The sequence below is a fragment of the Halomonas sp. DP8Y7-3 genome, from assembly GCF_019801675.1.
GTDB lineage: Bacteria > Pseudomonadota > Gammaproteobacteria > Pseudomonadales > Halomonadaceae > Halomonas > Halomonas litopenaei_A.
Map to the genome: position 1 here is coordinate 516,718 of NZ_JAHVIO010000003.1, position 21,084 is coordinate 537,801.

The 21,084-nt window shown below is 62.9% G+C and carries 16 protein-coding genes and 2 riboswitches; of the genes, 7 read left to right on the forward strand and 9 right to left on the reverse strand.

The window, feature by feature from the left end:
* The first annotated feature begins 88 nt into the window (after positions 1-88).
* Positions 89-1,156: a CobW family GTP-binding protein gene (locus KUV86_RS04550; protein ID WP_206942792.1), complete on the forward strand. Its 1,068-nt coding sequence runs from the start codon at positions 89-91 to the stop codon at positions 1,154-1,156.
* A gap of 186 nt (positions 1,157-1,342) precedes the next feature.
* Here KUV86_RS04550 and KUV86_RS04555 read toward each other — a convergent pair whose 3' ends face one another.
* The gene (locus tag KUV86_RS04555; RefSeq protein ID WP_206942790.1) at positions 1,343-2,824 is read right to left on the reverse strand and encodes a PLP-dependent aminotransferase family protein; all 1,482 of its coding nucleotides are present in this window, start codon (positions 2,822-2,824) and stop codon (positions 1,343-1,345) included.
* A gap of 279 nt (positions 2,825-3,103) precedes the next feature.
* On the opposite strand from KUV86_RS04555, the gene KUV86_RS04560 reads away from it, so the two are divergent.
* The 4 genes from KUV86_RS04560 (at position 3,104) to KUV86_RS04575 (ending at position 6,866) form a co-directional block, all read left to right on the forward strand.
* Complete coding sequence (locus tag KUV86_RS04560) at positions 3,104-4,147, forward strand: TRAP transporter substrate-binding protein (protein WP_206942788.1); 1,044 nt, start codon at positions 3,104-3,106, stop codon at positions 4,145-4,147.
* 110 nt (positions 4,148-4,257) lie between these two features.
* Complete coding sequence (locus KUV86_RS04565) at positions 4,258-4,806, forward strand: TRAP transporter small permease (RefSeq protein WP_206943175.1); 549 nt, start codon at positions 4,258-4,260, stop codon at positions 4,804-4,806.
* A gap of 2 nt (positions 4,807-4,808) precedes the next feature.
* Positions 4,809-6,149: a TRAP transporter large permease gene (locus KUV86_RS04570; protein WP_206942786.1), complete on the forward strand. Its 1,341-nt coding sequence runs from the start codon at positions 4,809-4,811 to the stop codon at positions 6,147-6,149.
* A 174-nt stretch (positions 6,150-6,323) separates the two neighbouring features.
* Positions 6,324-6,866 (forward strand): universal stress protein, encoded by a 543-nt coding sequence (locus KUV86_RS04575; RefSeq protein WP_206942784.1) that lies wholly within the window; start codon positions 6,324-6,326, stop codon positions 6,864-6,866.
* 158 nt (positions 6,867-7,024) lie between these two features.
* Here the strand turns inward: KUV86_RS04575 and KUV86_RS04580 are convergent, their stop codons facing one another.
* From KUV86_RS04580 to KUV86_RS04595, 4 genes are all read right to left on the reverse strand, one after another.
* Positions 7,025-7,801, reverse strand: a complete 777-nt coding sequence (locus KUV86_RS04580; RefSeq protein WP_206942781.1) for an IclR family transcriptional regulator — start codon at positions 7,799-7,801, stop codon at positions 7,025-7,027.
* 101 nt (positions 7,802-7,902) lie between these two features.
* Complete coding sequence (locus tag KUV86_RS04585) at positions 7,903-9,177, reverse strand: TRAP transporter large permease (protein ID WP_206942779.1); 1,275 nt, start codon at positions 9,175-9,177, stop codon at positions 7,903-7,905.
* Positions 9,178-9,187: 10 nt separating this feature from the next.
* Entirely contained in the window at positions 9,188-9,775 is a 588-nt protein-coding gene (locus tag KUV86_RS04590; protein ID WP_206942777.1) for a TRAP transporter small permease, read from the reverse strand.
* Entirely contained in the window at positions 9,775-11,007 is a 1,233-nt protein-coding gene (locus KUV86_RS04595) for a TRAP transporter substrate-binding protein (protein WP_206942775.1), read from the reverse strand. The genes KUV86_RS04590 and KUV86_RS04595 overlap by 1 nt, the downstream gene beginning before the upstream one ends.
* 212 nt (positions 11,008-11,219) lie before the next feature.
* On the opposite strand from KUV86_RS04595, the gene KUV86_RS04600 reads away from it, so the two are divergent.
* On the forward strand, positions 11,220-12,851 hold the full coding sequence (locus KUV86_RS04600; RefSeq protein WP_206942773.1) for a GMC family oxidoreductase: 1,632 nt from the start codon (positions 11,220-11,222) through the stop codon (positions 12,849-12,851).
* Positions 12,852-13,034: 183 nt separating this feature from the next.
* Positions 13,035-14,096 (forward strand): YeiH family protein, encoded by a 1,062-nt coding sequence (locus KUV86_RS04605; protein ID WP_242520863.1) that lies wholly within the window; start codon positions 13,035-13,037, stop codon positions 14,094-14,096.
* Positions 14,097-14,222: 126 nt separating this feature from the next.
* Here KUV86_RS04605 and pta read toward each other — a convergent pair whose 3' ends face one another.
* The 4 genes from pta to tenA form a co-directional block, all read right to left on the reverse strand.
* On the reverse strand, positions 14,223-16,385 hold the full coding sequence (gene pta / locus KUV86_RS04610) for a phosphate acetyltransferase (RefSeq protein WP_222483765.1): 2,163 nt from the start codon (positions 16,383-16,385) through the stop codon (positions 14,223-14,225).
* Positions 16,382-17,596, reverse strand: a complete 1,215-nt coding sequence (locus tag KUV86_RS04615; protein WP_222483767.1) for an acetate/propionate family kinase — start codon at positions 17,594-17,596, stop codon at positions 16,382-16,384. The genes pta and KUV86_RS04615 overlap by 4 nt, the downstream gene beginning before the upstream one ends.
* 306 nt (positions 17,597-17,902) lie before the next feature.
* Positions 17,903-19,855: a phosphomethylpyrimidine synthase ThiC gene (gene thiC / locus KUV86_RS04620; protein ID WP_261397533.1), complete on the reverse strand. Its 1,953-nt coding sequence runs from the start codon at positions 19,853-19,855 to the stop codon at positions 17,903-17,905.
* 92 nt (positions 19,856-19,947) lie between these two features.
* Positions 19,948-20,082: riboswitch (TPP riboswitch) on the reverse strand.
* An 81-nt stretch (positions 20,083-20,163) separates the two neighbouring features.
* Positions 20,164-20,832, reverse strand: a complete 669-nt coding sequence (gene tenA, locus KUV86_RS04625; RefSeq protein ID WP_222483769.1) for a thiaminase II — start codon at positions 20,830-20,832, stop codon at positions 20,164-20,166.
* 77 nt (positions 20,833-20,909) lie between these two features.
* A riboswitch (TPP riboswitch) is annotated at positions 20,910-21,061 on the reverse strand.
* Between the last annotated feature and the right edge of the window lie 23 nt (positions 21,062-21,084).

A 21,084-nucleotide genomic window follows, 5' to 3' on the forward strand; every position in this document is an offset into this window, starting at 1 on the left:
CATGGGGGCTGAGAGGATAGAACGGACTGAGGGAATAGTGCGGGCTGAGAGGACAGAGGAGACCGAGAGGACAGAGGGAGGCGAAAGGATGGCGGGGACTGAGGCAATGGACGTTGCCAGGGACAGTCTTGAGCCCGCAAGCATCCGTCCGCAGGGCTCAGCGCAGCGCAGTGCGCTCGAGGCGGTGCCGGTCACGGTCATCGCCGGTTTCCTGGGGGCAGGCAAGACCACCTACATCAATCGACGTCTGGCGGCGGGGGACGTGGTGGATGCGCTGATCCTGGTCAACGACGTCGGCAAGGTCAATGTGGATGTGGCATCGATCGACTACCGGGACGATCGCGTGCTGTCGCTGGCCAATGGCTGCGTCTGCTGCACCCTGGGCGGGACCCTGGCAGAGCAGCTGTCCCAGGCGCTGCGGCTGAAGGCCAGGCCCAGTGAGATACTGATCGAGGCCAGCGGGGTCGCCAACCCCTGGCGCATCGGCGACATCGCTCGACTGGCGCCGGGCTTGAGCCTTTCCGATACCGTGGTGCTGGTCGATGCCAGCCAGGCCCGGCGCCTGGCTCAAGACGTTCAGGTCAGCGATCTCTGGCACGCTCAGTTGTCGTCGGCGCGGCGCTTGTTGGTGAATCGTCTACCTCGGGACGAAGAGGATAGAGAACGCCTGCTGGCCTGGTTGGGAAAGCTGGCGCCAGGAGCCACCCTGGTATCGGAAACCGGGGCCTGGGACGATGGTGATGTCGCCGCTCAGTCATGTGGCGGCGCTGACAGCCAGCTTGACCGCACGGTGGCGGGGTCTTCTGAGCATCCGGCGGGCGCCGACGCGTCAGGGGGCCAGACAGATCACTCCGGGCTGAGGCAGCGTACCCTGCACTTTACCGGAGCGGTGGCGGCCGATCGCCTGGTGACGGTGCTGGAGCGCTACCGCGACTGCCTGTATCGGGCCAAGGGCTTTCTCAGGCAGGCCGGGGACGAAGGGGGCTGGTACAGCCTCCAATACAGCGGATCGCGAGGTCGTTGGCGCCCCCATGGCCGTCCGGTGACTGGAGCGGTGTTGGTCTGTATCGGTCGCCAGAGCGAGCCATTTGACGGTCTGATCAAGGAGATTGAACAGCTCGAAGAGCCGCTTGAACATCTGTTCGACCATCCATAGATCGCCCCGCGGCCAGCTCGCCAGGGGACACCTGAATCAATGGCTGCGCCGCCGATTCGCTGCGTTGCGGGCGCCTAGCGCCTCATACTGCTCGGCTGGTGTAATCAGCGCTGCCCTAAGGGGCGATGGCGTGGGGCCGACGCTGAAGCGGATGTGCGTTCAGCCGCGATGCACCGGTGTGCTTGCCTATTGCCGCAGTGAGGGCAGCAGTGAGGCCAGACGCTCGATGCCGGCTTCGATGCGCGACTCGTCGATGGCAGAAAACCCCAGGCGCAGCGTGGGACGCGTCGGCTGGGTAAGGAAATGCACGTCTCCCGCTTCAAACAGCACGCCTTGCTCCTGGGCCAGACGCTTGAGCAGCCCGACGTCGGTGTTCTCGGGCGCTTCCAGCCAGAAACACGAGCCGCCAAAGGTGGAGCGGATCTGGAACTGAGGAAGGTGCGCTTCCAGGGCATCCCGCATCAAGTGCCAGCGACGTTGATAGGTCTGGCGTATCTGGCGCAGCAGAGCGTCGTGATAGCCCCGGTCGAGAAACAGCGCCACACTGCGCTGATTGTTGGTCGCTGGATGGCGAAGCATGAGGCGACGCAGGGCGCGCGCTTCAGCGATGAAGGCAGGGGGCGCCACCATGTAGCCAAGCCTCAAGCCTGGCGCCAGCGTCTTGGACAGACTCCCCACATAGATGACCCGACCGCTGGTATCCAGACTCTTGAGGGCGGGGGTCGGGTTGTCGATGAAATTGGTCTCGCTCTCGTAGTCGTCTTCTATCACCAGGAAATTGTCGCGGTCGGCGCGTTCCAACAGCTGTCGGCGACGCTCCAGCGGCAGGGTGACGCCGGTAGGGGATTGGTGGCTAGGCGTCACATAGGCCAGATGGCAGCCGGCAAGTCGGTCATCGATCACCAGCCCCTGGTCGTCCACGTCCACCGCCAGAATATCGTCGGTAAAGGTGCGCGCAATGTTGACCATGTCGACGTAACCGGGGTTTTCCATGGCAAAGCGTCGCTGAGGCCCCAGGGTCAGCATCGCGCTGATCCACAGCGCCTGCTGCGCGCCCACCGTCACCAGGATTTCCTCGGGTCGTGCCCAGACGCCGCGGCGTGGCAGCAGGCGTTGATGAATCTGTTCGACCAGCAAGGGGTCGTCTTCACTCAGGTGGTCGGCAGACCAGCGGCGAATCGCCGGCACGCTCACCGAGTCACGACTGCACTCGCGCCAATGCTGGGTAGGGAAGAGGTTGGGATCGATCTGACCGTAGAGGAATGGGTAGTCGTAGTCGAGCCAGTCGGTCGGCTTGGTGATGCAGGGCTGCTGGGCGAGCCGGCGCGTCAGCAGTGATTCCCAGGGCAGCTCGGGTGCGGCCGCAGTGCGTGCGGCAGCGTGATTGTCGGCCCCGGTGGCGGCAACGCGCCCGGCCAGAATGTCAGGATTGACGAAGTAGCCGCTGCGTTCTCGGGCCACCAGATAGCCATCATCCAGCAGCTGGTCATAGGCCAGCATGACAGTATTGCGCGCGACGCCCAGCTCCTTGGCCAGGCGCCGGCTAGAGGGAAGCGCTTCTCCAGTAGGCAGATGGCCTTCGATGATCGCGCGGGCGATCTGCTCGCGCAGCTGGCACTGCAGGCTTTCCTTACGGTCGGCGTTGAGTCGAAACAGGGGGGCGCTCATTCCGCTGGTGCATTCCTGATAGTCATTATTGGCATTGTGGGGCGACGAAGAGATTCGCTACCGCTGCTTACGATCCTACAGACAACGCACGCTGTCGAGAGGAGCCGGGGGGCTGGCCCAAACGATGGCGGCGCGTTGGTCCTATGGGGTGCGCGTTTGTCGATAGAGAGTAAGCATCATGGTGAGGCGGCGAAGCCAACATGCCGCCGACCGCCCCTGAAATGAAACACCCGACACAATATTCCGCTCGATGCGGTACAACAATGATGGGAGTTCCTCATGCATAACCAGGCACCCTATACGCACCCCAAGTCCTCACGCGTTCTGCCGCGCGGGCTGGTTACCGGCTTGTCACTGGCGCTGCTGAGCGCTGGGACCACTGTCCATGCGGCGACCTGGAAGATGGCGCTGGGTGATGCCGCCGGTGGCACCCAATATGAGCTTGGATCGACCTTTGCCACCCTGATCGAGGAAAAGTCAGGGGGTGAGATCAACGTCGACCTGTTCCCCAACGGTCAGCTTGGCAGCGAGCAAGATACGGTCAACAACGCCAGCATGGGGCTGCTCGACCTGTCGGTGCTGGCGATCAACAATATCACCCCCTTTTCGCCAACGGTGGGGGTAATGACACTCCCCTATGTCATTCAGAGCCCCGAAGATGCCCGCACCCTGACCCAAGGCGCGATCGGCCAGGAAATGGTGGAGAACACCATTCGCGATGCTGGCGTGCGCATCCTCGGTTGGGCCTATTCGGGATGCCGACGGCTGACCAATTCGTCCCATCCGGTAGCAACCCCGGACGATCTGGATGGGCTGGTCATTCGCGTGCCCAAGAACGAGATCATGATCGCGGCCTATCAGGCCTGGGGCATCAACCCCAATCCTCTGGCCTGGTCGGAGACCTTCACGGCGCTGCAGCAGGGCGTGGTCGACGGTCAGGACAATCCCTACATCACCATTGATGCGATGAAGTTCTACGAGGTCCAGGATCATGTGACCGACAGCTGCTATGTGTTCTCCATGGAGCCGCTGATCATCAGCGAAGGCAAGTTCCAGAGCCTGTCCGAGGAACAGCAGCAGTGGGTGTTGGCAGCGGCTCAGGAGGCCACCGACCACAGCTATGACTACCTGCTTGCCCAGGAAGACGCCATCAAGACGCGCCTGGTAGAAGAGCACGGCATGGAAATCACCGAGCCTGCCGATGGCGAACAGGCCTGGATCGAACAGGCCACTGCCATCTGGCCCGACTTCTACGACAGCATTGGCGGCAAGCAAAAACTGGATGCCGCCCTGGCCGCTCTAGGACGTGAACCCGCTCCCTGAATAGCGTCCCTCGCCTGAATGTCCTTGAACCCTCCTGGTGCCCGGTGTCGGGCACCATGGCCGCCGACTCCACTGGCAGGGTCGGCGGCGACTGCTCGGAGGTCGTCGTGATGAAATGTGTCTGGAAGGTGGTGGACAATCTCGAGAACTGGCTGTGTCAGTTGCTGCTGGTGACCTTTGTTGTTCTCCTTTTCGCGCAGATTCTGCTGCGCAATCTGTTCAGCTACTCGCTGCCCTGGGCCGATGAGCTGGCGACCTACGCCTTTGTCTGGTTTGCCTATCTGGGCGCGGTGTACGCCGCCAAGAAGTCTGCCCATAACCGGGTGACGTTTCAGTTTCGCTTCCTGCCCAGGTGGGTGGGGCTTGCCTGTGGTGTGCTGACCGATCTGATCTGGGTCGGCTTCAATCTGGTGTTCATCTGGCTGAGTTACGACTTCGTGTTCCATCGGATGAACGACTTCTGGAAATCCCAGACCCTTGGGGTGCCGATGAAGGTGTTCTACCTGATCCTGCCGCTGGCATTCGTGCTCATGACGCTACGTATCGTGCAGAACAACTATGTGCGCTTTGTTCAGCATCGGGAGCCGGAAGACCCGGAGGCCGAAGCCATCGAGGAAGCACGAATGGCCGCACTGTCACCCTCGGCCGAGGAGAAGTAGCGATGGAAACCAGCCTGATCTACGTGCTGTTTGGCGTATTCTTTCTGCTGCTTCTGCTGGGGGCTCCGATTACGGTGTCGCTGGGCGTCGCCGCCCTGGCGACGTACCTGTGGCTGGGGGAAAACCCCATGGCCTTCGTCCAGATCGCCTTTACCTCGGTAGGCTCATTTCCGTTGATGGCATTGCCAGCCTTCATACTGGCGGGGGCATTGATGGAGGCCGCCGGCATATCCCGACGCCTGGTCGATATCGCGGAAGCCTTCGCGGGTCCGGTGACGGGGGGGCTTGCCGCCGCCACGGTATTTGCCTGCATGTTTTTCGGTGCCATCTCCGGATCGGGGCCTGCCACCACCGCTGCGGTGGGCATGCTGATGATCCCTGCCATGGCCAATCGTGGCTACGACCGCGGCTATGGTTCCGCCATCACCGCCTCGTCCGGTGGCTTGGGAGTGGTCATTCCGCCGTCGATTCCGATGGTGATCTTCGGGATTTCGGGCATGGGGCTGCAGCCCCCCGCCGAGGCCGTGGCGCAGCATGGCGCCTTCCAGAGTCTGTCGATTCCGAAGCTGTTCATCGCCGGTATCGTGCCCGGCATGGTCATTGCCGGTTGCCTGTTGACCATCAACTATGTGATCTCAAGACGCCGTGGCTATTCGGGGCTCAGTGATACCTGGTCCTGGGAGACCATTGGCCGCAGTCTGAAGCGCGGTGTGTGGTCGATTCTGGCACCGCTGATCATTCTGGGAGGTATCTACAGTGGACTCTTTACCCCCACGGAATCCGCCGTGGTGGCCATTGCCTACACCCTGATCGTCGGCATCTTCCTGCACCGCGAGCTGAAATGGAAACCCACGCTGAAGACCCTGGAGACGACTACCTGGATCACTGGCCGGGTGCTGCTGATCCTGTTCACCGCGACCGTCTTTGGACGACTGCTGGTCGAGCAGCGGGTTCCTGCCGTCATTGCCGAGGGCATGCTGGGATTGACCGACAATCTGTATCTCATCTGGGCCATGGTGATCGCCTTCCTGCTGTTTGTCGGCATGTTCATGGAAACCCTGGCGGCCATCATGATCCTGACGCCCGTTCTGCTGCCCATCATGTACATGCTGGGCATGGATCCGGTGCATGTGGGCATCGTAGTGGTGTGCGCACTGGCCATCGGCTTCCAGACGCCGCCTCTGGGGGAGAACCTGTTCGTAGCGTCAGGTATCGGAGGATCGTCGATCGAGGAAATTTCGCTGAAGGCGCTGCCATTTGCCGCCGCATCGGTATTCGCGCTGTTCCTGATTGCCTACTTCCCGGCACTGTCGCTGTGGCTACCCGGGCTTCTTGGCTATTGACGTCGTGCAGGTGCCGCCGGGTCATGGCGGCGTCGCGGGCGCCAGTGTGAGTGTCGCCCTCTGAACTAGCCCTCTGAACTAGCCCTCTGAACTCGCCCTCTGAACTCGCCCTCTGAACCTCGCCGGGAACCGCCACGCCAGCGTCCCGGCCTGACACCCCATAGAGAGGTTGCCATGCCTACCACCATCTCACGTGTGCTGTGTTGCCTTGGGCTCAAGGATGACTGCCGTCAGGTTCTGGCCCATAGCCTCAGCCTCGCCAGCACCTGCCAGGCAGAGGTTCACGTGTTGCACGCCGTCAAGTCACTCTCTGACGATGTGATGCAGACCCTCAAGGCCAACATTCGCGAGCGACGCACTCTGGATGCGTTGATGGAACAGCGACGCGCCCAGGCGGCACAGCGACTCGATGAGTTTATCGAGGCGCTGCAGCAGGATTGGCTGGGGAGTCACCCAGCAGACAGCGAACAAAGCGGCCGACAGCGCGGTGACAAGGTATCCGCCGACGCGCCGAGCCAGATGAGCCTGATCACCGCTCGTGCCGTGGTGGAGGGATATCCGGCGTCGGAAATCATCCGTTATGCCACCCGACATGATTGCGACATGATCGTCATGGCCACCAATAAACGGGGGTTCAGCGCGTCCTACGCCGGCAAGGTCACCAAGGGCGTGATCAAGCGTGCCAGCGTTCCAGTGGTGGTGGTGCCACCGGTGTGATCCTGTGGAAACAACCTGTTTAAAGAGCTCGTTAAAAAAGCCCTTTAAAAGAGCCCGGTGCAGCGTCACGTCACGTCGAGCAGCGTCGGGCTCTTCATGTCGTCGAGCCCAGGGCGTCTCAAGATGAGACGCTTGATGGGGCGCTGCTGGACCGCTTCTCAGCGCTGAAACGTTTCTTGCAGCTGGCCGGCGATACGGCGCATCAGCGGGGCCCACTCCATCAGCGAATCAATGGTATGGCGCAGTCGCGGGGCGTGGATGGCGAGCGTCGCCTGGATACGGCCCGCTGTGTCGTAGATGGGCACCGCGATAGCCACCATGCCCTGAATGAACTCTTCGTTGTCGGTGCTCAGCTCGTTGGCGGCGATATTCTCAAGGCGGCGTTCGAGTTCGTCGGCGTCGGTGGCGGTGTAGGGCGTGTAGGCCTCCAGCGGCAAGTGCTTGAGCAGCTGGCGGCGTTGGTTGGCGCCCATCAGGGCAAGAAACAGCTTGCCGCTGGCGGTGCAATGCAGCGGGATGCGAGAGCCAGGGGGCAGCTGGATGCGTACCGGCCAGTTGGTCTCCACCCGTTCGTAGTAGAGCACCTCGTGACCCTCCAGCAGGGTCAGGTTGCAGGTCTCGTTGACGTCTTCGGCGAGACGCTTGAGCAGCATCCGGCGCGGAGCCTTCAGGCTCTCGTTGGCGAGGACCCCCATGGCCATCTGATGCAGGCGATCTCCCGGCAGCAAGTGACGGCCCTCTGGGTCCCGCACGATCAGATCCTGTTCCTCGAGCTGCTTGAGCAGTCGGTGGAGCGTCGGCTTGGGGATGTCCAGCTGGCGTTCCAGGTCGGCGGCACTGACGCCATGCACGGCGGTGGCGATGCTCTCGAGCAGCATCAGACCGCGTTGCAGCGTGGAATTGGTCGTGTTGCGGGAGCTGTCGTTGGTCGGCATAGGCGATCCTTGGCGACGTCGAAATGAAAAACCTGACGTTCATGATAACGCGGCAAGCCCGGAGAGGCTTGCCGCGTCAGCGTGCACCGGTTCAAGCGATGTCATCCCACCAGCATCAGCGACAGGGCAGGCCATAGCGAGATAGCAATCCAGCAGCTGATCAACGCGATAAAGTAGGGAATAACGAACTTCACCAGTCTGAGGTAGGGAATGCCGGTGATACTGCTGGCGACGTACAGGTTGAGACCGAAGGGCGGCGTGACGAAACCGATGGCGGCACCGACCAGGAAGATCACCGCGAAGTGTATCGGATCGACCCCCGCATTCTGGGCGATTGGCGCAAGAATCGGGGCCAGGATGATGGTCACCGGCAGACTCTCGAGAATCATGCCCGCCAACAGGATCATCAGCATGCATGCGCCGAGGATGACGTAGTAGTTGCCCAGCCCGCTGAGCAGGGTCTCCAGCGCCTGCCCCGCACCCAACACCGACAGAAGCTGCTGCATGACCACCGAAATAGCGATCAGCGGTGCCAGCATGCCGGCGATCTGGCCGGAGCGCAGCATGATCGACGGCAGTGCCGTAAAGCGGATCTCGCGGGTGATCAGCAGCCCGGCAATCAAGGTGAAACCGACCGTGATCGCTGCCGCCTCGGTGGGCGAGAACTTGCCCGAATAGATGCCGTACAGCACCACCCCGATAGTCGCGAAGCCCAGGTAGGCGCGGCGTGCGAAGCGAGCGCTTTCTCCGCCCTTGAAGGGAATCAGCGTGCCCCAGCCGTGGCGCCGTGCGACCAGGTGGCAGGCCACCATCATGCCCAGCACCATCATCGCTCCGGGAATCATCCCGGCGATGAACAGATCGCTGATCGACAGGTTCATCATGAAGCCGTAGACGATAAAGATGATCGAGGGGGGGATGATGATACCTACGGTGCCGCCAGAGGCCGCGGTGGCCGCCGAAAAGCGCTCGTCATAGCCGTTCTTGACCATCTCAGGCTGCATGATGGAGCCAATCGTGGCCGTTGTACCGGCGTTGGATCCCGAGATCGCCGCAAACAGGCCGCAGGCGCCCAGGGTCGCCATGCCCATGCCGCCGCGCAGCCAACCCAGTACCGAGTAGGCAAAGTCGGACAGCCGCTTGGCAATGCCCGCGGCATTGATCAGGTCGCCGGTAAGGATAAACAAGGGAAGCGCCAACAGCCCGAAGAAGCTGAGCCCCTGGAACAGGGTGACGCCGATGTTGGCGAGGGTGAAGTCGATGATCAGGCTGGTGCCGACCACCCACAGTCCGATCACCAGGAAGATCGGGACCCCCAGCAGAAAGATCGTGGTACAGCCCGCCGTGACCAGGCCAATAAGCATGCCGTCAGTCATCACGCTTCTCCTAGTCCATGATGGACGGTTGCAGGTTGAAAGGTTCGCCTCGGCGGAAACGTGCGACGTCGGTCGCCAGATTCTGGAGGACGCGGTAGATGATCAGCACCCAGGCCAGCGGCGTGGCCAGGTAGAACCACCACTGCATGACATTGTCGGTGCCGGGCACGATGGCGAAGTTCATGTGCGCCAATTGCACCTGGATGACGGTGAAATGGATGACCAGGGCGCCGAAGGCGATCCACAGCACCGCATCGAGGACCTGACAGGCGAACTGGCCTGAGTAGGGCAGGCGCATGCGAATCTCGTTGAGCGAGAGGTGGGTACGCTGCTTGACGTTGAGCGACGCGCCGAACCAGGTCAGCCACAGGAACAGCAGCACCGGAATACTGGTACTCCAGGGGGCTTGCAGGCTGAAGAAGAAGCGGCGGATGACCTCGACGAAGATGATGCCTGCCATTCCGCTGTAGGACACCAGAATGATGACCTTCTCCAGGTTGGCATCGATCCACTTCAGAGGCAGCAGCCAGGCGGGAGTCGAGCTGTTGGCGACGTCAGACGACGTCGCCTCAGCCGCGGTGGCCTTGTGATCGGTCATTACGCCCTCCACCAGCGCTTCGGCGCTACATTGACAGCCGCCATATCGCGGGGGATTTCGCGAGCAATGGTGTGAATCTCCTGGTAGATATCGATGTCGCCCGCCCAGCCATTCAAGCGCTCACGCCATTGCTCCCAGGGGCCCGGGTTGAACTCCGGCGCACATAGCTGCTCGGCCTGGGCGCGAATCTCATCGGATAGCGGCGCGACTCTCACATTGTTTTCTGCAAAGACGGTGCCCGCGGCAGGGTGTTCACTGGCGCCGACAATCTGGTAGCGACCGGCCTCGTTCATGCCCTGGGTAAAGATCTGCGCGGTATAGGCAGATTCCATCACTTGCTGCTGAAGTTCTGCGCCGAGGCTTTCGAACTTGGACAGATTCATGGCGGTATGCTCGGTGCCCGCAAAGAAGCGCAGGTCGACCGCTTGGGAGACCACTGGCGCCATGCCCGCGTAGGCCACCGCACTCATCCAGGTTTCCGCCCCATCCAGCAGTCCCTGCCGCAGTCCGTCCAGGGTCTCTTCCCAGGCCACTGGAACCGGATTGAGACCAAGCTGTTCCATGGCGATACGCCCGAGCTGAGTGCCTGTCACCCGGTTCTTGGTGCCTTGCAGCACTTCCAGGCTGTCGACCAGCGGACGGTCCGCCCAGCTCTGGCCCATCATCAGTCCGCGCAGGTCGCAGTGTGTGAACAGGAACTGCAGGTTGTGGCGCTGGCGCATCGGTTCGCGCAGCAGGGCCTCGCTGCGGTGGTCGTAGAAGAAATGGAACATCGAGGCGACGCTCGGGAACATGTAGGCGAAGTCCAGCACGTTCAGGTAGGGCGCGCCGCCGGCGGAATTCTGGGTCGATGCCGAGAAGATGTCGACGATGCCCTGCTGTGCCTTGCTGACACAGTCGAGCTGGTTGCAGACCTCGTTGGACCCCATGAATTCGACGCGAATAGCGCCGTCGGTACGCTCCTCGAGGTCCCGGGCAAAGAACAGCTGACCGGATTTCTGAATATCCAGGTTGCGCTCATTGAAGCCGGAGGCGCCGAAGCGTAGCTGGAACTTTGGCTCGCTGGCGTAGCGGCGCTGCTGCTCGGACTCCGCGGCGCGGGCAAGACTCGATGCGGTCAGGCCCGCGCCGAGGCCGCTGGCGGCCAATAGGGTAGACGTCATGCCGAAGCGACCGGAGATGTTGAGGAAGTCACGGCGAGACAGACGTGAGGGGAGAAGGCGTGAACTCATGTGTTGCTCCCAATGTTGTGGTTGGTGTCGGGATGCAGAAGGAGGCAGGCCATGGCGGGGCAATGCCTCCGGGCCGTTTTTCGGCCTTGACCACACCATAGATCGCCTTTTGGGTGTTGGCAATAAAATTGATTCTATTTGTCTCGATGTTGATATTTTTAGAAATGGGTCTACGATGTTTTGAGACAAAACGTCTCGTTTGAGTGAGAGCCATGACAACGACAACACCATCGTCAGACGTCTTCGACTACATCGTCGTGGGAGCTGGTTCCGCCGGCTGCGTACTGGCGAACCGTCTCAGCGAAGACCCGGAGGTTTCCGTACTGCTGCTGGAGGCAGGGGGATCGGACTGGAACCCTTGGATTCACGTGCCGGTAGGCTACTTCAAGACCATGCACAACCCGGCGACCGACTGGTGCTACCTGACGGACCCGGATGACGGCATCGATGGTCGGCGGCTGCAGTGGCCCAGGGGCAAGGTCCTGGGGGGATCGAGCTCGTTGAACGGTCTTCTCTATATAAGAGGGCAGCGTCAGGACTATGACGACTGGGCGGCCATGGGCAACCAGGGGTGGGATTACGCCTCGGTGCTGCCCTATTTCAAGAAGTCCGAGTGCCAGGAGCGCGGGGCCAATGCCTTTCATGGCACCGATGGGCCGCTCAAGGTGTCAGACCTGCGACTGCGTCGCGAGATCGCCGAGCGCTTTATCGAGGCCGCCAAGGCGGCGGGTATCCCCGAGAATCAAGACGTCAATGGCGAGACCCAGGAAGGAGTCGGCTACTTCCAGCAGACATCGTACAAGGGCTTTCGCTGCTCCACGGCCAAGGCATTCCTGCGCCCCGCGTTGAAGCGCCCCAACCTGACCCTGGTCAAACGGGCCCATTGCCAGCGCCTGCTGCTGGAAGGAAAGCGGGTGGTCGGCGTCGAGTACCGCCAGGGTAATGTGCTTCGTCGGGCCAGCGCCACTCTTGAGGTGCTGCTGTCGTCGGGTGCCATAGGCTCGCCGCAGATCCTGCAGTGCTCGGGTATCGGTGACCCACAGCACTTGGCCGATGTCGGCGTCGACTGCCTTCACCAGTTGCCTGGTGTGGGGGAGAATCTGCAGGACCATCTGCAGATTCGCCTGGTGTTCAAGACGCGTTGCCGAACCCTCAATGATGAGGTGCGCCATCCACTCAAGAAGCTGGCGGTGGGCACCCAGTATGCGCTGACCCGCACCGGGCCGCTGACCCTGGCCGCCAGTCAGGTGTGCATTTTCACCCAGTCGCGGGAAGGGCTGGACCGCCCTGACATCCAGTTTCATATGCAGCCGCTGTCCGCCGACAAGCCGGCGGAAGGGGTGCATCCGTTCTCGGCCTTCACCTCATCGGTGTGTCAGCTCAGGCCGACGAGTCGCGGACGCATCCGTATCACCAGTCCGGACCCGGCGGTCTATCCCTCCATTCAGCCCAACTACCTCAGCACCGATGAGGACTGCCGAGTGGCAGTAGACGCCATCAAGGTCGCCCGGCGTATCGCCGAGCAGGCTCCCCTCGCCGATGTGATTACTGACGAGTACGTGCCCGGACGTGCCTATCAAAGCGATGAGCAGTTGCTGGACGCCGCTCGCCGCTATAGCCAGACCATCTACCACCCGGCGGGCACCTGCAAGATGGGCAACGACCCACTGGCGGTGGTGGATGATCGCTTGAAGGTGCATGGGCTCCAGGGGATCAGGGTCGTCGACGCTTCGATCATGCCCATCATCGTGTCGGGGAACACCAATGCACCGACCATCATGATCGCCGAACGCGCGGCGGACATGATCAAGGCCGACCGCCAGGCAAGGACGCAGGTCGCCTGAGTACGGCGCGCCGCCAGGGCGCCTAGCTGGACTCATGCAAGGCCCGGCGCTGGTCCTAACTCCACCGCAGCGCCTGGGACAGCATGTGCTGCATGCAGTGCCGGCCGCAGCGGTCCCCGTATTGCTCACACCATGAAGACGCTGCCACGACGTGGCGATATCAACGACAACAGAGGACACGTCATGTCCCAGCCAACGACCCACGCCCCGAGCGACGCCCCAGACAGTGGGTGGAGGCGGCATCTGGAGCCCGCCAGGGCGCGTATGCCCGGCGTACTGATCTGTATCACCATCGCCCTCGCGACGACCTTCATCGCTGATCACTATGGTGGTCCAACCCTGCTGTACGCGCTGCTGTTCGGCATGACGCTGCACTTTCTCAGCGAGCAGGGCCCCTGTCTGCTGGGCGTCGAGTTCGCGGCTCGCACCATCCTGCGCCTGGGCGTGGCCTTGCTGGGCGTGCGGATCACGCTGGAACAGGTGGCCGAGCTTGGCATCGGTCCGGTGGTAACGGTAGTGGCCGGGGTCATCCTGACCATCGTCGCGGGTGGGGTGCTGGCGCGGCTGCTTGGCCTGCGCAATGACCTGGGCCTGCTGACCGGGGGATCGGTCGCCATCTGCGGTGCATCGGCAGCGCTGGCGCTGTCGGCGGCGATGCCTCGTAACGAGGTGGCCGAGCGCAATACCATCCTGACGGTGGTTGGCGTGACCACGCTATCCACGGCGGCCATGGTGCTGTATCCGCTGCTGGTGGGAGCGCTGGAGCTGAGCGACACCCAGGCGGGTATTTTTCTGGGCGGCACGATACATGATGTGGCCCAGGTCGTCGGTGCCGGCTATATGATCTCGGACGAAACGGGCGATATCTCGACCTTCGTCAAGCTGCTGCGGGTCGCCATGCTGGTGCCGGCGGTGATGGTCTTCATGCTGCTGTTTCGGCGAGCCAGGATGGCGGAAGGCGGTGCGGATGGCGCCAAGGTCCCCATGTTCCCCAGCTTTCTGATTGCGTTTGTGGTGCTGGTACTGATCAATAGTCTCGGCGTGATACCCCCGGTGATGGTGGAGGGTATGACGGACCTGTCGCGCTGGTGCCTGGTGACGGCGATTGCCGCGCTGGGGATCAAGACGTCGTTTCAGAAGCTGGCCGTGGTGGGGTGGAAACCGGTCATTCTGATGATTGCCGAGACGCTGTTCCTGCTTGGCCTGGTGCTGGTGTGCCTGTATACCGGTATCGCCGAGTGGTGACCGTGGAGGCAGGCGTGGCAGACCACCTAGCCCCGGCAACTCCGGGGCTAGGTGGTATCAGCGCCGAGATGCGGCGATCAGGACGCCAGTGGCGGCATTGACGTGACGGGAAACGTCGGCGGGCCGCTATTGCCCAGCCTGTATCGCCGTCAGCGCAATCGTGTAGACGATGTCTTCGACCAGGGCGCCCCGTGACAGATCGTTTACCGGCTTGTTGAGGCCCTGCAGCATGGGGCCGATGCTGACCACCCGGGCACTGCGCTGGACCGCCTTGTAGGTGGTGTTGCCGGTATTGAGGTCAGGGAAGACAAACACCGTAGCGCGCCCTGCCACCGGCGAGTCCGGTGCCTTTTGCCGGGCCACGCTGGCGATCGCCGCAGCGTCATATTGCAGAGGACCATCGATGGGCAGGTGTGGGGCTTTCTGGCGGGCGATGCGGGTGGCTTCTCGGACTTTGTCAACGTCAGCACCGGTGCCTGACTCGCCGGTGGAATAGCTGATCATGGCGACCCTGGGCTCGATGCCGAAGGCCTCGGCGCTGGCCGCACTCTGCAAGGCAATCTCGGCCAGCGCGTCGGCGTCCGGGTCAGGATTGACCGCGCAGTCGCCGTAGACCACCACCTGATCGGGCAGCAGCATAAAGAAAACCGACGACACTTGAGCATATCCGGGGGCGGTCTTGATCAGCTGAAAGGCCGGTCGAACGGTGTTGGCGGTGGTGTGTATCGCCCCTGATACCAACCCATCGACCTCGCCTTCCGCCAACATCATGGTGCCCAGAACCACACTATCGTGAAGCTGGGCCTCGGCGGTCAAGGGGGTCAGCTTGCCCTTGCGCCGTTCCACCATGGGGGCGATGAAGCGGCAACGTTCGCTGTCGGGGTCGAGAATCTGCAGATCATCGGGCAATTCCAGGCCGCGGGCCTTGGCCACTTCCACAATGGCCTGGCGCTTACCCAGCAAGACGCAGTTGGCGATGCCGCGGCGTTGGCACAGGATGGCTGCTTCCAGGGTGCGTGGCTCATCCCCTTCGGGCAGCACGATGCGCTGGCGCTTTTGCTGGGCCATGCTGACCAATTGATGGCGAAAGGCCGCTGGAGACAGTCGGCGCTGGGTCTCGTCGTCCATCAATGCCAGCAGCCATTCTCGATCGAGGTGATCCGCCACAAAGGCGCTGATGGCCTCCGCCCGTTCCTGGTCATCCACCGGAATCCCACCGGGGATGTCGGTCAGTTTGGCTACCGTGGTGAAGCTGTCGGTATCGACGGACAGGACAGGCAGGCCGGAGGATAGTGCTGGCTGGCAGACGTCGATCAGCTGCTTGCTGGGGGTTTCGCCGTGGGTTAGCAGGAGGCCCGCCAGGGGCACCCCGTTCATGGTGGCGAGGGCAGCAGCCAGCAGGGTGTCGTCGCGATCACCAGGGGACACGATGAGCTCGCCCGGGCGCAATGCATACAGCAGATGCTCGGCGCTGCGGGCACCCAGGGTGGTATGGGCGACGCGACGTCTATCAGCATCACCGTGATGCAGGATCCTGGCGCCGAGGGCGCGGGCCACATCCAGGGTCCGCGGCGCGGTCAGCGCGGCGCGATAGGGTACCGCGGCCACTACCGGCAGGCTCTGCTCGGATGCCGTGGCCAGTTGGTCCTGCCAGTGCTGGCGGTGGGCGCTGGCTTCACGATCACTGACGGAGGCCAGGGTCTGATCGCTGGCCGAGTCATCGCCGTCACTGGGCAGGCGCATCAGAATGGTGCCGAGGGTACGCCTGGAACCCACCGCGTCGATGCTCTGGCGATGGAAGGCCAGGCTCTTGGCCAGCTCCTTCAGGTCGCTCGTCTGGCCATCGGCGACCAGAATCACCTGGGCGTCCAGGGCGCTGGCAAGACGTACATTGAGATCCAGGGCGTAGGCGTTCTTGCGCAGGGGGCGAATGCCTTCCACGACGATGAAGGCCGGCCGCTTGCCGGTCGCCGGTTTGGCGACCCGTGAATGGCGTTCGACGGCAAGCTCAAGCAGACCGTCGCTGTCATTTCTGCCCAGGTAGTGCTCCACGTCTTCCCGGGGCACTGGACGAGGCGAGCCGATGCCCAGGGTGCTGGCGACCAGCGAGCGAGCCCTTTCGGCGCTGTTGCTATCGTCATCGATGCCCTCTGCCTGGCTGAATGGCTGCAGGAAGCCTGCCTCCAGGCCCAGGGTATCCAGTGCGCGCAGCATTCCCAGCGCCGCAGAGGTCAGGGCGACCCCCTCATCCACCGGGATCAACAGCAGGGTACGGGGTTGCAGGCTCATACGGCTTCCTCGGACCTGTCGGCCAGTGCCAGACGGGTGATCAGTGCTCGGGTCTGGCTGGCGATATAGCCTTCTTCATCGGTGGGAATGACGCGGATTTCCGGCGAACCGGACTCGCTGGCGTCATGGATGGCACCTTCGCTGCCGCGCGCAAGAGCGCTGTTGGCAGCGCTATCGAGATGCACGCCCAGCGCCTTGAGGTGGCCCAGCGTGCGGGCCCGAATCAGCGACGAGTTTTCTCCTATGCCGCCAGTGAAGGCGATGCCATCGACCCGAGGAAGCGCGCAGGCGAGACCGGCCAGGGTCTTGGCCAGGCGATAGCAGAACACCTCGATGGCCAGGGTCGCGCCGGGGTGTCCTGCGCCTGCGGCCTGCTCCAGCTCGCGCATGTCATTGGTCAGGCCAGATACGCCGAGAAGGCCGCTCTTCTGGTTGAGCAGCAGGTCAATCGATTCCAGCGACATCCCTAGCTGGCGGGCCAGATGGAGGTGCAGGCCCGGGTCGACGTCGCCACTGCGTGTGCCCATCACCAGCCCCTCCAGGGGCGTCATGCCCATGCTGGTATCCTGGCTTTCGCCTTCCCAGACTGCGGTTGCGGAGCAGCCATTGCCGAGATGGGCGATCAGCCAACCTCCGTGTCCCCGCTCGCTGACCTCGGCCAGGCGCTCGCTGACGTAGGCGTGACTGGAGCCGTGGAAGCCGTAGCGCCGGATGCCGTGGCGCTGATACAGGTCTTCGGGAATCGCATAGCGGTAGGCGTGGGCCGGCAGGGTCTGGTGGAAGGCGGTATCGAATACCGCCACCTGGGGCAGGTGCTCGAACAGACGTCGGGTGGCGGTGATGCCATCCAGGTTGGCCGGGTTATGCAAGGGTGCCAGGCTGACGGTCTGGCGAATGGTGCGGACTACCGTGTCGTCCAGCAGCGTGGCGCAGGTGAAGCGCTCGCCGCCGTGGACCACCCGGTGCCCGATGCCGACGGGACGTTGATCACCCAGGTGGTCGAGGATGGTCTTGAGCGCCAGGGCGTGGGTGGCTCGAGGTAGCGAAATGTCACGCCGGTTGCCGTGCTCTTCTTCCAGCTTCAGGCAGGCATCGTGGCTGCCCAGGCGCTCAGCAATGCCTGATATCCGAGGTGCGCCAGGGGTCTGATCGACTAGCGCAAACTTGATCGAGGAGGAGCCGCAGTTGATCACCAGTATCGGGGCTTTCATGCCATCTCCAGAGAAAGACGCCTTGTTAAGGCGTGTAAACGGGGGGGGATGGCGGCGAATCTAGCACCGCGGCCGGTGCCTCATAATTGTCCTGGGGAGGTAGGGAGGGCCAGTTGCTGGTGGAACAGCACAGCTTGTGACGACCATCAAGTGACAGGGCAAAGAGGTTAGACTTTGGTAGCAATTTGTGCGGTGCAGCGTGAAGGCTGCCGGCGGCCCTGAATCTCCGCCGCAGCATTCGCTTTGCGGCAGCCACCTCCCCGCCCCCGGGGCCGCGGGCGGGAAGGAGGCCGTGATCGGCTTGCGTCAGACTTCCTTGTACAGGGCACCGCCTTGCTGGCGGAAGGCTTGTGCCTGCGCCTCCATGCCCGCCATGACCGCCTCGCTGTCGCCGTCCAGGCCGTTGTCGCGGGCATAGTCTCGGACTTCCTGGCTAATCTTCATGGAGCAGAACTTGGGTCCGCACATGGAGCAGAAGTGGGCCACCTTGGCCGCGTCCTTGGGCAGCGTCTCGTCGTGGTAGGCGCGGGCCGTGTCCGGGTCCAGGCCCAGGTTGAACTGGTCCTCCCAGCGGAACTCGAAGCGTGCCTTGGACAGCGCATTGTCCCGGCGCTGAGCGCCGGGGTGCCCCTTGGCCAGATCCGCCGCATGGGCGGCGATCTTGTACGTGATGATCCCGGTCTTGACGTCGTCCTTGTCGGGCAGGCCCAGGTGCTCCTTGGGGGTGACGTAGCAGAGCATGGCGCAGCCGTACCAGCCGATCATCGCCGCGCCGATGCCTGAGGTGATGTGGTCATAGCCGGGAGCGATGTCGGTGACCAGCGGGCCCAGGGTGTAGAAGGGCGCCTCGTCGCAGTACTCGAGCTGCTTGTCCATGTTCTCCTTGATCAGGTGCATGGGCACGTGGCCGGGCCCTTCTATCATCACCTGCACGTCGTGCTTCCAGGCAATGTGGGTCAGCTCGCCCAGGGTCTTGAGTTCGGCCATCTGAGCTTCGTCATTGGCATCTGCCACGGATCCCGGGCGCAGCCCATCGCCCAGCGAGAAGGCCACGTCATACTGCTTGCAGATCTCGCAGATCTCCTCGAAGTGGGTGTAGAGGAAGCTTTCCTGGTGGTGATAGAGGCACCACTTGGCCATGATCGAGCCCCCCCGCGAGACGATGCCGGTGACTCGGCCTGCGGTCAGCGGCACATAGCGAAGAAGCACACCGGCGTGGATGGTGAAATAGTCCACCCCCTGTTCCGCCTGCTCGATCAAGGTGTCGCGAAAGACCTCCCAGGTCAGGTCCTCGGCCACGCCCTTGACCTTTTCCAGCGCCTGATAGAGTGGCACGGTACCGATCGGCACCGGTGAGTTGCGGATGATCCACTCACGGGTTTCATGGATGTTCTGTCCAGTGGACAGGTCCATGATCGTATCCGCCCCCCAGCGAATCCCCCAGGTCATCTTGTCCACTTCCTCTTCGATGGAGGACGTCACCGCAGAGTTGCCTAGATTGCCGTTGATCTTCACCAGAAAGTTACGCCCGATGATCATCGGCTCGGCTTCGGGATGATTGATGTTGGCCGGGATGATGGCGCGTCCGGCGGCCACTTCCTGGCGCACGAACTCGGGGGTGATCTCATCCGGCAAACGGGCTCCGAACGACTGACCGGGGTGCTGGTGGCCAAGTATCGCTTCGACCTCGTCACTGCCACGATAAGGGTCCTGAAGGGCCTGTCGACGTTGATTCTCGCGAAGTGCAATGAACTCCATTTCCGGTGTGATGATGCCGCGCCGCGCGTAATGCAGTTGGGTGACGTTGCCCGGGCGGCCATCGGCGGTCCTGGTGGCGCGGCGTGGTGTGCGCGTCAGCTCGAAGCGCAGCGGTGCCAGCAGTGGGTCATTGGCACGCCGGCGGCCGTACTCGGAGGTGGGACCGTCGAGCCATTCGGTGTCGTTGCGCTCCTCAATCCAGGGCCTGCGCAACTCGGCCAGTCCCTTGCGCAGATCGACCTGTACCGCCGGGTCGGTATAGGGGCCTGAGGTGTCGTACACCAGTAGCGGTGGATTGGCTTCGTCGGCGCCTGAAGTGCGCGTCGGCGACAGGGTGATTTCGCGAAATGGCACCCGCAGGTCGGGGCGGGAGCCCTCTACATAGACCTTGCGAGAGCCTGGCAGGGGAGTGACGGCGGCCTGGTCGACCCTGGCCGTCTCGGCCAGGAAGTGGGCGTCATGGCGGGATGTTGGATGAGACGAGGGATGGTCGAGTGACATAGGTGGTTTCCTCTCACGGCGGTGCAGGGCAAGTGGCGTCGCCCTGATGGTGGTAATGGCACGTCGCGAGGGAGAAGGGGGCGTCGAGGCCGTGGCCGTGAGCGCTTGATCCCTACGCTGGTCCTCGCCTCGATGCCGTAACATCGGGGGTATCCCCAGATCAGGTTCAACGGGTCTCATGCGCTGCATGATCTCAGCCGCTGGCTGCGGCACCCCGTCAAGCGTTGCTGTTGTCAGCTTGTCTGTGTTGTCGAGCGCGATCACCCAGGTCGATCGCCCAGTTCGATCGCCTAAAGGCGTCGTCAAGGTCAGTCGCTCAGGTCCAGTCCCATCTGCCAGAAGTCGGTCTCGAGACGGGTCGCGTCGCTAAAGATGCGCGCCAGCCGGTCGAAACGAGCGCTCGATACCTGGCTGAGCTGGTCGTCGAGCCAGTGCCTTTCGCGCACGGCCGAGGCCTGAAAGTCAGGGCTTGAGTACATGGTGATCCAGGCATCGTAGGGATTGTCGCCACCACGCAGCGTCTCGGGATGATCCGCCAGCCAGCGGCCGATGTCGGCGTAGCCGACCATGCAGGGCGCCAGGGCAACGTGCAGGTCCAGCAGATCACCACGACTGCCGGTGTCGAGGACGTAGCGGGTATAGGCCAGGGTGGCACGTGCCTCCGGTAGACGGCTGAGCTCGCTGTCGTCAATGCCCCATTCTCGGCAGTAGGCAAGATGCAGGCCCAGTTCGACCTCGAGGATCGTCTGCATCCCCTTGAAGGCCCCCTGCAAGCTCTCCAGGTCCTGGCTCTTGTAGGCAGCAAGGGCGTAGGCGCGTGAAAACTGCAGGAGAAACAGGTAGTCCTGCTTCAGATAGTGGCGAAAGCTGGCGTCATTCAGGTCGCCGCGCCCAAGTGCACGAACGAAGTCGTGCTCGGTATAGCGCCGCCAGTCGTCGCGGCAGGCAGCGATCAGATCGTTGAAGCAATAGCCCATGATAGCTCCGGCATGGTGGATCCGGTGGGCGGGGCAGAGAAGGACGGAGGGTAGGAAGGGCAGGCCCCCACAGGGAAGGCGTGCCACCGCCTGATTCCCTACGCCGGTTCAAGGTGTGAGTCCACACCGCACCCGGATCAGGTTCCACGGGATCGGTGCTGTCGGGCCGCTTCACCACGCTGGCCCTGCACCATCTCAGCCGGATTGACCGGCACCCCGTCAAGCGAGTCGACCGCAGTCTAGCACGCCCCT

Excerpts from the sequence above, each read along its gene's own strand:
- KUV86_RS04560 (WP_206942788.1), top strand. The coding sequence starts at position 3,104 with ATGCATAACCAGGCACCCTATACGCACCCCAAGTCCTCACGCGTTCTG.
- KUV86_RS04570 (WP_206942786.1), top strand. The coding sequence starts at position 4,809 with ATGGAAACCAGCCTGATCTACGTGCTGTTTGGCGTATTCTTTCTGCTG.
- KUV86_RS04615 (WP_222483767.1), bottom strand. The coding sequence starts at position 17,596 with ATGAAAGCCCCGATACTGGTGATCAACTGCGGCTCCTCCTCGATCAAG.
- KUV86_RS04565 (WP_206943175.1), top strand. The coding sequence starts at position 4,258 with ATGAAATGTGTCTGGAAGGTGGTGGACAATCTCGAGAACTGGCTGTGT.
- KUV86_RS04590 (WP_206942777.1), bottom strand. The coding sequence starts at position 9,775 with ATGACCGATCACAAGGCCACCGCGGCTGAGGCGACGTCGTCTGACGTC.
- KUV86_RS04575 (WP_206942784.1), top strand. The coding sequence starts at position 6,324 with ATGCCTACCACCATCTCACGTGTGCTGTGTTGCCTTGGGCTCAAGGAT.
- KUV86_RS04605 (WP_242520863.1), top strand. The coding sequence starts at position 13,035 with ATGTCCCAGCCAACGACCCACGCCCCGAGCGACGCCCCAGACAGTGGG.
- tenA (WP_222483769.1), bottom strand. The coding sequence starts at position 20,832 with ATGGGCTATTGCTTCAACGATCTGATCGCTGCCTGCCGCGACGACTGG.
- pta (WP_222483765.1), bottom strand. The coding sequence starts at position 16,385 with ATGAGCCTGCAACCCCGTACCCTGCTGTTGATCCCGGTGGATGAGGGG.
- KUV86_RS04595 (WP_206942775.1), bottom strand. The coding sequence starts at position 11,007 with ATGAGTTCACGCCTTCTCCCCTCACGTCTGTCTCGCCGTGACTTCCTC.
- KUV86_RS04585 (WP_206942779.1), bottom strand. The coding sequence starts at position 9,177 with ATGACTGACGGCATGCTTATTGGCCTGGTCACGGCGGGCTGTACCACG.
- KUV86_RS04600 (WP_206942773.1), top strand. The coding sequence starts at position 11,220 with ATGACAACGACAACACCATCGTCAGACGTCTTCGACTACATCGTCGTG.
- KUV86_RS04580 (WP_206942781.1), bottom strand. The coding sequence starts at position 7,801 with ATGCCGACCAACGACAGCTCCCGCAACACGACCAATTCCACGCTGCAA.
- thiC (WP_261397533.1), bottom strand. The coding sequence starts at position 19,855 with ATGTCACTCGACCATCCCTCGTCTCATCCAACATCCCGCCATGACGCC.
- KUV86_RS04550 (WP_206942792.1), top strand. The coding sequence starts at position 89 with ATGGCGGGGACTGAGGCAATGGACGTTGCCAGGGACAGTCTTGAGCCC.
- KUV86_RS04555 (WP_206942790.1), bottom strand. The coding sequence starts at position 2,824 with ATGAGCGCCCCCCTGTTTCGACTCAACGCCGACCGTAAGGAAAGCCTG.